Source organism: Synechococcus sp. A10-1-5-1, from assembly GCF_023115425.1.
Lineage (GTDB): Bacteria > Cyanobacteriota > Cyanobacteriia > PCC-6307 > Cyanobiaceae > Vulcanococcus.
In genome coordinates this window covers 1,559,846-1,573,362 of the sequence record NZ_CP096032.1, presented here as the reverse complement: position 1 = coordinate 1,573,362, position 13,517 = coordinate 1,559,846, and the positions used below count along the sequence as shown (strand labels likewise).

The following is a 13,517-nucleotide window of genomic DNA, read 5'->3' as shown; positions in this document are numbered from 1 at the left end:
GATCACTTCCAGTTCTTGGCAACGATCTCGGCGAGATCAACAACGCGCTGGCTGTAGCCCCACTCGTTGTCGTACCAGCAGATGACTTTGACCATGTTGCCGCCCATCACCAGGGTGAGGTCGGAGTCAACGATGGTGCTCTCGTCAGTACCGGCGTGGTCGCTGGAGACCAAGGGCAGATCGCAGTACTTGATGATTCCCTTCATGCCGTTCTCAGAAGCGGCCTTCAGGACGGCATTGACCTCCTCCTTGGTGGTCTCGCGGCTCATTTCAAGCACCATGTCCACCACCGAGACGTTGGGGGTAGGAACGCGCAGGGCGATGCCGCTGAGCTTGCCCTTCACTTCGGGGTAGACCAGGGCCACGGCCTTGGCCGCACCGGTGCTGGTGGGGACGATGTTCACCGCGGCGGCGCGAGCGCGGCGCAGGTCACGGTGGGAGGCATCGAGGATGCGCTGGTCACCGGTGTAGCTGTGGGTGGTGGTCATCGTGCCTTTGACGATGCCGAAGGCCTGATCCAGGACCTTGACCACAGGCGCCATGCAGTTGGTGGTGCAGCTGGCGTTGCTGAGGATGTCGTAGTCCTCGTGGCGGTACTGATCGGCGTTCACGCCGACCACGAAGGTGCCGACCTTGGCGCCCTTACCAGGGGCGGTCAGGATGACTTTCTTGGCGCCGGCCTCGAAGTGCTTGCTGGCACCGACGTCGTCGTTGAAAACACCGGTGGACTCAATGACCAGATCCACGCCCCACTCCTTCCAGGGGAGGTTGGCGGGATTGCGGTCGTAGAAGGTCTTGATCGTCTTGCCGTTGATGACGATCGTGTCCTCGGTGGTGGTCACCTCTGCATTACGCAGGGGGCCGAGCATCGAGTCGTACTTCAGCAGGTGGGCGTTGGTGTTGGTGTCACCAGAGCCGTTGATGCCAACAATCTCAATGCCGGTGTTGCTTCCGCGGCTCAGCCAGCAACGCATGAAGTTGCGACCAATGCGGCCGAATCCGTTAATCGCAACCTTCAAGGTCATGGCATATCGCGGGCACACCCGCTAACAGGGGGATTTGGCCGCCGATCATACAGAAATTGCTTGAACGTCCCCATCTGGGGACAGAAGCGCAACACCTGTCGAAAACGCTCAAATGCGGCGTCAGGAGGGGACAGGCGGCGCGTTCGGGCTTAGTTTCTGGCCAGGCTTGGATACGCCCTTGGTCCTGACGCTCGATCGCCACCAACCTCTCCATTTCATCGGAGTTGGCGGCATCGGCATGTCTGCCATCGCTGGGATCCTGGCGGACCGTGGCTACAGCATCAGCGGCTCCGATCCCAGGGACAACGCCGTGCTGCAGAACCTGCGCAGCCGCGGTGTCCGGGTGTTTCGTGAGCAGAGCGCCGCCACCATCGACGCCATTCGCAGCGGCACCTCCTGCACCCCTGCCGTCGTCGTTAGCTCTGCTGTGCCGGCGAGCAACCCTGAACGCGTTGAAGCCGAACGCTCCGGGCTTGAGATCTGGCATCGCTCGGATGTCCTTGCGGCCTTAATTGCCGCCCAGCCCTCGATCTCCGTGGCCGGCAGCCACGGCAAGACCACCACCAGCACCCTCGTCGCGAGCCTGCTGCACGCCACCAACCACGACCCCACAGCGGTCATTGGAGGGGTGGTACCTGCCTTCGCGAGCAATGGCCGCAATGGCAATGGCCCCTTGCTGGTGGCCGAAGCGGATGAGTCCGATGGCTCCTTGGTGAAATTCCAGTCCTGGCTGGGCGTGATCACCAACCTGGAGCTGGATCACACCGACCACTACAGCGATCTCGCCTCCCTGATCACAACCCTGCAGCGGTTTGCCAAGGGCAGCGAAAAGCTGCTGGCCAACCGGGACTGTCCGGTGCTGCGGGAGCACTTCCAAGCCAGCCACTGGTGGTCGATCAACGGCAGCGACGGCGTGGATTTTTCCGCCATCGCCGATGAGCTGCATGGAGACAGCACCATCGCCACCTTCTACGAACAGGGCGAGGCCCTGGGACAGTTCCGGCTGCCCTTGCCGGGGCTCCACAACCTGAGCAATGCCACAGCAGCCATGGCCGCCTGCCGGCTCCATGGGGTGTCCTTTGCCGAACTGCAACGCGCTGTGGAAGGGCTCCAGGCACCTGGACGCCGCTTCGACTACCGGGGCACCTGGCATGGCCGCCAAGTGGTCGACGACTACGCCCATCACCCGAGCGAGGTGAAGGCCACCTTGGCCATGGCACGGCTGATGGTCAGCAGCGGCCGCAGCCCCTTGCCAGAGGCCCCCCAACGGCTGCTGGCTGTCTTCCAGCCCCACCGCTACAGCCGGACGGCTGAATTCCTTTCGGACTTTGCCCAGGCCCTGAGCCAAGCCGATGCCGTCCTGCTGGCCCCGCTCTACGCAGCAGGTGAAGCCCCGCTCCCGGGCATCTCCAGCGCTGCCCTCGCCGCTGAAATCCAGCGGATTGCCCCCGATCTGCCCGTGAGCGCCTTTGACACGCTCGAAGCCCTGACCGATGCCATTGGTGAAACCAGCCAAAACGGTGACTTGGTCCTGGCGATGGGTGCTGGGGATGTCAACAGCCTTTGGAGCCGCCTGGAAGGCCGCAACGATCCCGCTAACGCACTTCCCCTTGTGGCCTAGCCATGGCCCTCTCCCTCCCCGATGGTCTGCGCAGATCGGTCGCCCTGGCCGACTACACCACCTGGAAAGTGGGGGGACCAGCGACCTACTTCGCTGAACCGGAGTCGACGGAGGAACTGCTGGCCCTGCTGCATTGGGCTAAGGGAATTGGCTGCAGCCAGCGGGTCATCGGAGCTGGCTCCAATCTGCTCATCAGCGATCAAGGCTTGGAGGGGCTAACCCTCTGCACGCGCCACATCCAAGGGGCTGAACTCGAGACCAGTAGCGGCCTGGTTGAAGCCCAGGCTGGAGAACCGATCCCCACCCTGGCGAGGCGGGCCGCCCGAGCCGGCCTCTCAGGCCTGGAGTGGGCCGTTGGCATTCCAGGCACCGTGGGCGGCGCGGCGGTCATGAACGCCGGTGCCCAGGGGGGCTGCACCGCCGAGATCCTTGAGAGCGTCACGGTGGTGAACCCTCAGGAGCCCAGCCAGACCCACACGATCCCCGGCGCGGCACTCGACTTTGCCTATCGCCACAGCCGTCTGCAGGAGGAGCCGCTGGTGGTTCTCTCGGCGCGCTTGCGCCTCTCCCCTGGCCACGACCCGAAAACCGTGAGCCAACGCACCAGCGCCAACCTCCACAGCAGAACCAGCAGCCAGCCCTACCAACAACCAAGCTGCGGCAGCGTCTTTCGCAACCCCGAACCACAAAAAGCGGGGCAGTTGATCGAGGCGCTCGGCCTGAAAGGACTCTCCATTGGCGGCGCGCAGGTCTCCCCGATCCACGCCAACTTCATCGTCAACACCGGTGCCGCTAGCGCCGGGGATATTGATCGGCTGATTGCCCAGGTCCAGGAGCGCGTGATGGAGCACCACTCCATCGCCCTGCACACCGAGGTGAAACGCCTGGGCCCCTTCGAAGACATCGCTCTGGCGGCGTAGCCTGCGGCCAATTCAGCAGTGCAGGCATGGCCGGTTTCGGTCTCCCCAATTTCGGCCAGCTCACCGAAGCCTTCAAGAAGGCTCAACAAATCCAGCAGGACGCCGCCAAGCTCCAGGAGGAGCTGGATGCGATGGAAATCGAAGGTCAAAGCAGCTGCGGCCGCGCCAGCGTTTGGCTCTCAGGCAATCAGCAGCCCCTGAAGGTGCGCCTGGACCCCGCCCTGCTCGCAGAAGGCGTCTCCAGCGCTGAAAGCGCCACCCTCGAAGCCCTGAAGTCGGCCTACGACAACTCCACCGGGACCATGAAAGAGCGCATGGAAGAGCTCACCGGCGGCCTGAACCTGAACCTGCCCGGCATGGGCTAAGCCTCCTCGTCAGGCTCCACCTGCCGCAGCCTGCGCCTCGAGCTTTGGCGCAGGCGCTGATCCAGCAAGGGCTCCTCTTTGCCTCCCCGCTGCTTCAACCCGGCCGTGCGCAGCCGGGGTTGCCGCGCCACCTGCTGCTGGACCGACTCCAGGCAAGTGAGATACAGGCCATGGCGATCCCAATCGCTGCCCACAGCGCAGCCGGGATCGCCCTGGTGCAGGCAATTCTTGAACTGACAAACCGCAGCCTCGAGCCGCTGCCGGATCTCTGGGAAGAGCATCCCCAGCTCCGCAGGATCCGCGGGCAAAGAAGGCCGATTAAAGCCGGGAGAATCCGCCAAGAGCGCGCCCGACGCCAGAGGGAAGAGCTCCACGTGGCGCGTGGTGTGGCGCCCCCGCTGTAGACGCCCGGAAACCGCACTCACCCGCAAGCTCAGCTGCGGCAACAGGGCATTAATCAGGCTGCTCTTGCCCACCCCGGAAGGGCCGCAAAGCACCGAAATCCCTGGTGCCACCAAGCGATCACGGAGGGCGGCCAGGCCATCGCCGCACTTGGAGGAGACGAGGAGGGGGGAATACCCCCAACCCCTGAGCCGCTCACGCCACTGCTGCTGCTCGGACTCACTCAACAGATCCGCCTTGGTGAGAACCAGCTCCACGGCCACCCCCGTCCGTTCTGCGGTCAGCAAAAACCGGGTGAGTTGCAGCGGATCCAACTCCGGCTGATCCAAGGCCGCCACGACCACGACGCGGTTGCAGTTCGCGACCGCGGGGCGCTCCAGCAGGCTGCTGCGGGGAGCCACAGCCGCAATCGCCGCCCGAGCCTCAGGCCAATCGATGCCCTCCACTTCAACGCGATCACCCACACAGATCTGCTGGCCGGTCTTGCCAAGCCGCGTGCGGCGCACGCAGAGGAGTTCTTCGACCCCTCCAGGGCCCGGCCGATCGAGTTGCACCCGGCAAAAGTTGGCCTCAAGGGCCATGACCAGGGCATCAGCCACAGCGACAGATCAACAGGCGCACCGCACCGGCCTCCAAGGACTCCAGCTCAACGCGATGTCCCGCCTCCCGCAAGCCGCTGGCGACCATCTCTTCGGGCTCTCCGGCATCCAGATCCACCTGCAACCACTCACCAGCGGGCAGCTTCTCGAGGGCCAACTTCGTGCGGATGAAATTGAGCGGGCAGGGGGTACCACGCAGATCGAGCTGGGTCATCACTGACCTAGCCAAACAAACCGCCGAAGAGTCCGCTCTTGTGGGGATGCTTTTGCCCCTTCGCGGTGTGGTGACCGGCCAATTGCTCAAGCAGCTCACGCTCCTCACGGTTGACCTTGGTCGGGAGCTGCACCTTGATCTGGATCAGGTGGTTGCCCCGCGCCACGGGATTGCCCAATTTCGGCACCCCCTTACCCGTCAGGGTGAGGACCGCGCCGGGCTGGGTTCCCGCCGGAATCTCCAGTTGCTCGGGACCGTCAACGGTCTCGACCTCAATCGTGTCGCCGAGGATCGCCTGGAGGTAGTTGACCGTCACCTCCGAGTGGATATTGATCCCGTCGCGGCGGAGGTTCGGATGGGACTGAACCGTCAAGAAGACATAGAGATCGCCCGCGGGGCCACCCCGTTGTCCAGCGTTGCCCTCATCGGCCACCCGCAGGCGGGTACCGGTGTCGACACCCGCTGGGATATTGATGCGGAGCTTTTTGCGCACCTGCTGCAGGCCCTGGCCACCGCAGGAGCTGCAGGGATCGGCAATGACCTGACCGGTGCCTTCGCAGGTGGGACAGGCCGCCACCTGGGTGAAGCTGCCAAAGGGCGTGCGGGTGGCACGACGGACCTGCCCAGCGCCGCCACAGGTACCGCAGCTGGTGGGACCACTCCCGCTCTTCGCCCCTGAACCGCTGCAGCTGTTGCAGGTCTCGAGGTGCCGAATCTGGATCTCCTTCTCTTGCCCAAAGACCGCTTCGCTGAAGCTGATGGTCAGGTCAAAGCGCAGGTCATCGCCCTGGCGGGGAACGCGCCGGCGTGCGCCCCCGGCGGAGGGACCACCCATGCCCCCGCCAAATCCGCTGAAGAAGGTCTCAAACAGGTCAGCGAAGCCGCCCATGTCGCCCATGTCGGGCATCCCGGCGGCCCCGCCCAGGCCGGCTTCGCCGAACTGGTCGTAGCGGGCCCGAGTCTGGGGATCGCTCAGCACCTCGTAGGCGCGGCCAAGCTCCTTGAACTTGTCCTCCGCCCCGGGGTCCTTGTTGATGTCCGGGTGGTACTGACGCGCCAGACGGCGATAGGACCGCTTGAGCGTGTCCGCGTCAGCATCACGGCTGACCCCGAGGAGGTCGTAGAAGTCGGCCATGTTCAGGCCTCTTGGGAGGGTGCAGCGTCGTCAGTAGAGCTGGCCGGAGCACCGTCACCACTGGGACCAGGGCCCATCGAGACCTTCACCAGGGCGTGACGCAACACGCGGTCATTCAGGTGATAACCCCGCTGCAGTTCAGCGATCACCAGGTCTTCGGCGTGCTCATCGCTGGGTTCCCGCAGAACCGCCTCATGGAGGGTGGGATCAAAGGGCTCGCCCTCAACCCGCATCGGCGAGACGCCCAACTGCTTGAACACGTCCACCAGCTGCTTGTAGAGCCCCTGGTAGCTGCGGTGGATGGCCTGAGCCTCCTCGGCCTGGGGATCGAGCTGCTGACGGGCCCGCTCGAAGTTATCCACCACGGGCAGGATTTCGCTCAGGGTGGAGCAGGCGATCAGGGTGCGCTGATCCTCTTGATCGCGACTCTGGCGCTTGCGGAAGTTGTCGAAATCCGCCGCAATCCGCATGTACTGACTGCGGACGGTCTCGTGCTCGGCCTTGAGGGCCGTCAGCTCAGCCTCGAGCTCCCGCACGCGCTGCTCAGGATCAGCGCTGGGTTCAGCGGCCACCTCAGCAGGGGCTGAATCCACTGCAGCACTGGTGTCTGGCGCCGCTGCGGCCTCAGCTGGGGCCGGGGCGGAGTCCTGGGGAAACGGAGTCGCGTCGCCGCTCATGCTGACCGAACCGGAGATCTGATCTAGACATGTTGATGTGAAGGGTCGCCACCCCACAAGCGGCGGAAGCCCGCACCTCCTCGGCGGAGCGGCTGATGACAGCAAGCGCCAGCACCATTCCCCAGCGACCGGTGGCCGAGGCTCAAACCCCTGAGCAGCAACGGCTCGAGGTCGAATTACTGCTCAAGGAAGCCGTCCTCAGCAGCGCAGATCTGAGCGCAGCAGAAGGCGAGCGCTGGAGTTGGCATCCCCAACTCAACCAAGCCCGCTGCAAAACCCTGGGCTGTCTGCCGGTCCAGCTAGCCCACAACAGGTTGGTGGTGGCGGTGCCCACCCACTGGAGCGCCGAACAACGCCAGAGCCTGTGCGATGCAGCTCCAGAGGGACCGCCCCTGGAACTGCGGCTGGCTCTCCAGGGTGACCTGCAGGCGGTGCTCAATCAAAGCCCAAGCGCAGGCCCAGCACCAACCAGCCCACCAGCAACGATCGCGGCCCCCAGCCGGGTCTCTCTGGTGGACGACCTGAAACTCGAGGGACGGCTTGAGGAGGCTTCCGACGACAGCCAGATTGAACTGGATGTCGAGAGCAGCCTGCAGGCCTCGAACGCCTCACCCGTGGTGAGCCTGGTGGATCGAATCCTGGTTCAAGCGCTGGAGCGCAGTGCCAGCGACATCCACCTCGAACCCCAGGAAGATGGCCTGCTGATTCGCCTGCGCCAGGACGGGGTTCTTGCGCAGCTGGACAAGCTGCCGAAGAAGCTCACCCCCGCGGTGACTTCTCGCCTGAAAATCATGGCGGACCTGGACATCGCCGAAAGGCGGCTCCCCCAGGATGGCCGCATCAGACGGCGCTATCAGGGCCGCCTCTTTGACCTGCGGGTGAGCACCCTTCCCACCCGCTACGGCGAGAAGGTCTGCATGCGACTGCTGGATAGCGGCGCGACCCACTTGGGCCTGGATCGGCTCATCAGCGAACCCTCGGCCCTCGCCAGCGTCCGAGAGATGGGCAGCAAGCCCTTTGGAATGCTGCTGGTCACGGGGCCCACGGGCTCAGGCAAGAGCACCACGCTCTATTCCCTACTGGCGGAACGCAACGACCCGGGGGTCAACATCTCCACGGTCGAGGACCCGATCGAATACACCCTCAAGGGGATTTCCCAAACCCAGGTCAACCGGGAAAAGGGCTACGACTTCGCCATGGCCCTGCGGGCCTTCATGCGGCAAGACCCCGATGTCCTGCTGGTGGGCGAGACCCGCGACCGGGAAACGGCCAAGACCGCGATCGAAGCAGCCCTGACCGGACACCTGGTGCTGACCACCCTCCACTGCAACGACGCCCCCAGTGCCATCGCCCGCCTCTCGGAGATGGGGGTGGAGCCCTTCATGGTCAGCGCCTCCCTCATTGGCATCGTCTCCCAGCGGTTGGTGCGGCGGGTCTGTCCGGACTGCCGCCAGCCGTACCACCCCAGCGAGCAGGACCTGGGCCGCTTTGGCCTGTTTGCCAGCAACGAGCAAGCCATCACCTTTTTCAAGGCCAAGCGGCTGCAGGCGGGCGACAGCGAACCCTGTCCCAGCTGCCAAGGACTCGGATACAAGGGCCGAGTCGGCGTCTACGAGGTGCTGCGCGTCAACGACACCCTCGCCAGTGCCATCGCCCAGGAGGCCAGCACCGATCAGCTGCGCAAGCTGGCGATTGAGAGCGGCATGAAAACCCTGCTGGGCTACGGACTCGACCTGGTGCGGGACGGGGAGACCACCCTCGAGGAGATCGAACGGATGATCCTGACGGACTCCAGCCTGGAAACCGAACGCCGGGCCAAGGCTCTCCACACCGTCACCTGCCGAACCTGCGGAGGAGGAATGCGTGATGAGTGGCTGGAGTGCCCCTACTGCTTGACCCCCCGGCAACTGCATTAAGCAGCGCCATTGCCAGGCCCTGGCGGGCTTCCCACACTGAGGACAGCCACCGGCGCCCCGAGCTGCATGGAGCTCCAGATCGAACAGTTGATGGAGGAGCTGGTCGAGGCAGGTGGCAGTGATCTGCACCTGGCCGCGGGCCAACCGCCCTACGGCCGCTTCAGTGGCGTGCTCCAACCGATGCGCGAGGAGCGCCTCAGCGAGGACCTCTGCAACCGGTTGATCTTCTCGATGATCAACAACGCCCAGCGCAAGCAGCTGGAGCAAAGCTGGGAGCTGGACTGCGCCTATGGCCTCAAAGGCGTCTCGCGCTTCCGGGTCAATGTCTACCGCCAACGGGGCAGCTACGCCGCTTGCCTGCGGGCCCTTGGCAGCACGATTCCCAGCTTGGACAGCCTGGGACTCCCCCCCATCGTCGAAGAGACCAGCCGTAGGCCCAGGGGTCTTGTGCTGGTGACCGGCCCCACAGGCTCCGGCAAAACCACAACCCTGGCGGCCCTGCTGGATCACATCAACCGCAGCCGCGCCGAGCACATCCTCACGATCGAAGACCCGATCGAATTCACCTACCGCAACGACAAAAGCGTGATCCACCAGCGCCAGCTGGGGGAAGACACCCGCAGCTTCGCCGCCGCCCTGCGAGCGGCCCTAAGGGAGGACCCGGACGTGATCCTCGTCGGCGAGATGCGGGACCTCGAAACGATTCAGCTGGCGATCACGGCCTCAGAGACCGGGCATCTGGTCTTCGGCACCCTGCACACCAGCTCGGCGGCGCAAACCGTGGATCGCATGGTCGATGTCTTCCCACCGGAGCAGCAAACCCAAATCCGTGTTCAGCTGAGCGGCTCTCTGGTGGGGGTGTTCTCCCAAACCCTGTGCAAACGCCAGAACCCCAAACCCGGTCAATTCGGGCGGGTCATGGCCCAGGAAATCTTGATCAACACCCCGGCGATCGCCAACTTGATCCGGGAGGGCAAAACGGCCCAGCTCTATTCCCAGATCCAAACCGGCGGTCAGCAGGGCATGCAAACCCTGGAGCGCGCCCTCGCCAACCTGGTGCTGGCCGGAGCCGTTGAGCGCAGTGAAGCCCTCGCCAAGGCGAGCAAGCCAGACGAGCTGATGCGGCTCCTGGAGGGCTAGTGCCCAACTTCAGCGCCACCTACACCAACCGCTCCGGTCAAACCCGGACGCTGCAGCTGCAGGCCAGTGATCCGAACCGTGCCCGGCGGGAGCTGAGGCGCCGGGGCATCGTGCCCAGCAGCCTGCAGCTCGTCACCAGCCAACCAGCGGCCGCAACCACGGTCTTTGGGATGGATCTCTCCATCCTGCTCGAGGCCAAGCCCGGCATCCGCGAGAAGGCTCTGTTTGCCAACAAGCTGGCGGCCCTGGTGGATGCGGGCGTGCCCATCGTGCGGAGCCTCGATCTCATGGCCCGCCAGCAACGGATGCCGCTGTTCAAGCGGGCCCTCACAGCCGTCAGCACGGACGTGAACCAGGGGGGCAGCCTGGGGGCGGCGCTGCGGTCCTGGCCGCGGGTGTTCGACAAGCTCACCATCGCCATGGTGGAGGCCGGAGAGGCGGGGGGTGTCCTGGACGAAAGCCTCCGCCGCCTGGCCAAATTGCTGGAGGGCAATGCCCGGCTGCAGAACCAGATCAAGGGCGCCATGGGCTACCCGGTGGCCGTCCTGGCGATCGCGATCCTGGTCTTCCTGGGGATGACCATTTTCCTGATCCCCACCTTCGCCGGGATTTTTGAAGACCTGGGGGCTGAACTACCGCTGTTCACCCAGATGATGGTCGACCTCAGCAAATTGCTGCGGTCCTCCTTCTCGCTGTTTCTGGCCCTGGCCATCGCTTTGGGGGTCTGGATGTTCGGCCGCTACTACGCCACGGCCAGCGGCCGCAGGCGCGTGGACGGGCTCCTGCTGAAACTGCCGCTCTTTGGCGATCTGATTCAGAAAACCGCCACGGCCAAGTTCTGCCGCACCTTCAGCTCCCTGACCCGTGCTGGGGTGCCGATCCTGCTGTCCCTGGAGATCGTGCAGGAAACAGCCGGCAACGCGGTGATTGCCGATGCCATCGTCGGCTCCCGTCAGGACGTGCAGGAGGGTCTCCCCCTAAGCGTCGCCCTGGGGCGCAAACGGGTCTTCCCGGAGCTGGCCTTGAGCATGCTCGCCATCGGCGAAGAAACCGGCCAGATGGACGCCATGCTCTCGAAGGTGGCCGACTTCTACGAAGACGAGGTGGAAGCCGCCGTCAAGGCCCTGACCTCGATGCTGGAGCCGGCCATGATCGTGATCGTCGGTGGCATCGTCGGCTCGATCCTGCTGGCGATGTACCTGCCGATGTTCTCGATCTTCGATCAGATCAACTAGGGCCGGCCGCCGCAACCGCTTGGCCAGCCAGCCAGCCGGAACTCCAGCAGTGCTGGAAGTTGAAGCCACCGGTGACGCCATCGACATCCAGGAGCTCGCCCACTAGGTAGAGCCCCGCCGCCTTGCGACTCTCCATCGTGGCCAGGTTGACCTCCCCCAGGGGCACCCCGCCAGCGGTCACAAACTCTTCGCCGAAGGGGCCGCGGCCCGCCACAGGGAAACGACTCCGGCGCAGGGACTCCAGAAGACCCAGTTGCTGGCGCTTCGCCAGATCCGCCCAACGGCGCTCGGGCTCGACCCCCTGCTGCTCCAACAGGTGCTGCCAAAGGCGACGGCTCAAGCCTGGCCAGGGGCGGGCATTGCTGAGCTGGCGCTTGGCCTGATCCCGCCGGCAAACAGCGAAAAGCTCCTCAAGCTGCTGCTGGGAGCGCCCGCCGCTCCAATCCACCTGCAGGCTGCCCCGGTATCCCTCGCCATGGAGGGCCCGGGCGGCAAAGGCCGTCAGCCGCAGGGTCGCCGGACCGCTCAAGCCCCAGTGGGTGATCAACACGGGGCCGCTCTGGCGGAAGCGCTGGCCCCCGGCATCGAGCTCCAGATCCACCGGATCCATCACCACCCCCGCCAAGGCCACCAGCGGATTGGGCTTCAAGGCGAGGGTGAACAGCGATGGCACCGGTGCCACCACGCCATGGCCCAGGCCTGAGGCCAAGCGCCGGCCACTGGGATGGCTGCCGGTCGCGAGCACCAGGACATCGGCGCTGAGCTGGGTGCCGCTGCGGAGAGTCAAGGCAAAACCACCCGTAGGCCGCTGATCGGCCTCTTGGAGCGCCTCACTGTTGCGAAGGGTCACCCCTGCCCGTTCAGCCGCCTGCCGCAGGCACTGGATGACGGCGGTGGAGCGGTTGGCCTGGGGAAACATGCGGCCATCGGCCTCCTCCACCAAGGTCAGACCGTGATCGTCAAACCAGGAGACGGCATCACCAGCTGCAAAGCGGCTGAAGGGTCCCCGCAGGGCCTTCCCTCCGCGGGGATAGAAGCCCACCAGCTCCCGCGGATCCCAGCAGGCGTGGGTGACATTGCAGCGGCCGCCGCCACTGATCAAGACCTTGCCCAGGGGCTCGGGGGTGCTCTCCAAGACCAGCACCCGCCGCTGACCCGCCTCGGCCGCGGCAATGGCCGCCATGAAACCGGCGGGGCCGCCACCCGCCACCACCAGGGACCAGTGCTCAGAACGGGGGGGCATCAGCGTGAAAGGCGAGCATGGGGTGATGCCCGATTCGCTGCTGAACGGGGCCTACCGCTTCAGTGTGGCTCCGATGATGGACTACACCGATCGGCACTTCCGGGTGCTGATGCGGCAAATCAGCCGTCGCAGCCTGCTCTACACCGAAATGGTGGTGGCCCAGGCCCTCCACCACAGCGAGCGGCGAGACCGACTGATCGACTTCGATCCGATCGAACACCCGATCGCCCTGCAGGTGGGGGGAGACGACCCCGTCCTGCTGGCCGAAGCCGCACGCATCGCCGCCGATCGCGGCTACGACGAGATCAACCTCAACGTCGGCTGTCCCAGCGAAAAAGTCCAGAAGGGGCGCTTCGGAGCCTGTCTGATGGCCGAGCCCGAGCAGGTGGCCCGTTGCATTAGCGCCATGGCCAAGGCCTCGCCGCTGCCGGTCACGGTGAAGCACCGCATCGGCATTGATGAGCGCGATTCCTACGGGGAACTGCTGACCTTTGTCGACACCGTGGCCGCGGCCGGTGCCCAGCGCTTCAGCGTCCACGCCCGCAAGGCCTGGCTCGAAGGCTTGGACCCCAAGCAAAACCGCACGATTCCTCCCCTCCGCTACGAGCTAGTGCATCAGCTCAAGGCCGACCGGCCGCAGCTGACGATTGAACTGAACGGAGGCCTGCTGGAGCTCAGCAGCTGCCTCGAGCAGCTCGAATCGGTGGATGGGGTGATGGTGGGCCGGGCCGCCTACGACCACCCATTGCGCTGGGCCACGGTGGACCGGGATCTCTTCGGGGACGACAGCCAGGCGGTGGCCAAGGCCTCCACGGTGGTGCGGGGTCTGATTCCCTATGCCGAAGGTTGGTGCAGCAGCGGAGGGCGGCTGTGGTCCATTGCCCGGCACCTCGTGCAGGTGGTGGAAGGGGTGAGCGGCGCCCGCCATTGGCGCCGGAATCTTGGCCAAGCCGCTGGCCAACGGGACGCCGGGCCGGAGGTCCTCGAGCGGGCCGCCCAGCAACTGGAAGAGCGCGGGCTCTAGC

At 65.3% G+C, this 13,517-nt stretch carries 13 protein-coding genes; 7 read left to right on the top strand and 6 right to left on the bottom strand.

Annotated features, from left to right (window positions below):
* Nucleotides 1–2 precede the first annotated feature (2 nt).
* Nucleotides 3–1,025 (bottom strand): type I glyceraldehyde-3-phosphate dehydrogenase, encoded by a 1,023-nt coding sequence (gene gap, locus MY494_RS08420; protein ID WP_247909809.1) that lies wholly within the window; start codon nt 1,023–1,025, stop codon nt 3–5.
* A 238-nt stretch (nt 1,026–1,263) separates the two neighbouring features.
* Here gap and murC point away from each other — a divergent pair, with 238 nt between their 5' ends.
* From murC to MY494_RS08405, 3 genes are read left to right on the top strand one after another with little or no spacing between them, the layout of a single operon-like run.
* On the top strand, nt 1,264–2,646 hold the full coding sequence (gene murC, locus MY494_RS08415) for a UDP-N-acetylmuramate--L-alanine ligase (RefSeq protein ID WP_371820579.1): 1,383 nt from the start codon (nt 1,264–1,266) through the stop codon (nt 2,644–2,646).
* A 2-nt stretch (nt 2,647–2,648) separates the two neighbouring features.
* On the top strand, nt 2,649–3,566 hold the full coding sequence (murB, locus tag MY494_RS08410; RefSeq protein ID WP_247909807.1) for a UDP-N-acetylmuramate dehydrogenase: 918 nt from the start codon (nt 2,649–2,651) through the stop codon (nt 3,564–3,566).
* A gap of 26 nt (nt 3,567–3,592) precedes the next feature.
* The gene (locus MY494_RS08405; RefSeq protein ID WP_247909806.1) at nt 3,593–3,931 is read left to right on the top strand and encodes a YbaB/EbfC family nucleoid-associated protein; all 339 of its coding nucleotides are present in this window, start codon (nt 3,593–3,595) and stop codon (nt 3,929–3,931) included.
* On the opposite strand, the gene rsgA is transcribed toward MY494_RS08405, so the two are convergent.
* The 4 genes from rsgA to grpE are packed head-to-tail and all read right to left on the bottom strand — an operon-like array spanning nt 3,928 to nt 6,958.
* Complete coding sequence (gene rsgA, locus MY494_RS08400) at nt 3,928–4,932, bottom strand: ribosome small subunit-dependent GTPase A (RefSeq protein WP_247909805.1); 1,005 nt, start codon at nt 4,930–4,932, stop codon at nt 3,928–3,930. The genes MY494_RS08405 and rsgA overlap by 4 nt on opposite strands.
* Nucleotides 4,925–5,146, bottom strand: coding sequence for a sulfurtransferase TusA family protein (locus MY494_RS08395; RefSeq protein WP_247909804.1), 222 nt, complete (start codon nt 5,144–5,146; stop codon nt 4,925–4,927). The genes rsgA and MY494_RS08395 overlap by 8 nt, the downstream gene beginning before the upstream one ends.
* Before the next feature lie 7 nt (nt 5,147–5,153).
* Nucleotides 5,154–6,281, bottom strand: coding sequence for a molecular chaperone DnaJ (gene dnaJ, locus MY494_RS08390; protein WP_247909803.1), 1,128 nt, complete (start codon nt 6,279–6,281; stop codon nt 5,154–5,156).
* Between the two features lie 2 nt (nt 6,282–6,283).
* Nucleotides 6,284–6,958, bottom strand: coding sequence for a nucleotide exchange factor GrpE (gene grpE, locus MY494_RS08385; RefSeq protein ID WP_247909802.1), 675 nt, complete (start codon nt 6,956–6,958; stop codon nt 6,284–6,286).
* A 95-nt stretch (nt 6,959–7,053) separates the two neighbouring features.
* Here grpE and MY494_RS08380 point away from each other — a divergent pair, with 95 nt between their 5' ends.
* From MY494_RS08380 to MY494_RS08370, 3 genes are all read left to right on the top strand, one after another.
* Nucleotides 7,054–8,874, top strand: a complete 1,821-nt coding sequence (locus MY494_RS08380) for a GspE/PulE family protein (RefSeq protein ID WP_247909801.1) — start codon at nt 7,054–7,056, stop codon at nt 8,872–8,874.
* A 66-nt stretch (nt 8,875–8,940) separates the two neighbouring features.
* Nucleotides 8,941–10,014 (top strand): type IV pilus twitching motility protein PilT, encoded by a 1,074-nt coding sequence (locus MY494_RS08375; RefSeq protein WP_247909800.1) that lies wholly within the window; start codon nt 8,941–8,943, stop codon nt 10,012–10,014.
* Nucleotides 10,014–11,249 carry a type II secretion system F family protein gene (locus MY494_RS08370; RefSeq protein WP_247909799.1) on the top strand — a complete coding sequence of 412 codons (1,236 nt, stop codon included), beginning with the start codon at nt 10,014–10,016 and terminating at the stop codon, nt 11,247–11,249. The genes MY494_RS08375 and MY494_RS08370 overlap by 1 nt, the downstream gene beginning before the upstream one ends.
* Here the strand turns inward: MY494_RS08370 and MY494_RS08365 are convergent.
* Nucleotides 11,242–12,492 carry an NAD(P)/FAD-dependent oxidoreductase gene (locus tag MY494_RS08365; RefSeq protein WP_247909798.1) on the bottom strand — a complete coding sequence of 417 codons (1,251 nt, stop codon included), beginning with the start codon at nt 12,490–12,492 and terminating at the stop codon, nt 11,242–11,244. The two genes, MY494_RS08370 and MY494_RS08365, sit on opposite strands and share 8 nt — an antisense overlap.
* A gap of 25 nt (nt 12,493–12,517) precedes the next feature.
* Here MY494_RS08365 and dusA point away from each other — a divergent pair, with 25 nt between their 5' ends.
* Entirely contained in the window at nt 12,518–13,516 is a 999-nt protein-coding gene (dusA, locus tag MY494_RS08360; protein ID WP_247909797.1) for a tRNA dihydrouridine(20/20a) synthase DusA, read from the top strand.
* Nucleotide 13,517: the final 1 nt, after the last annotated feature.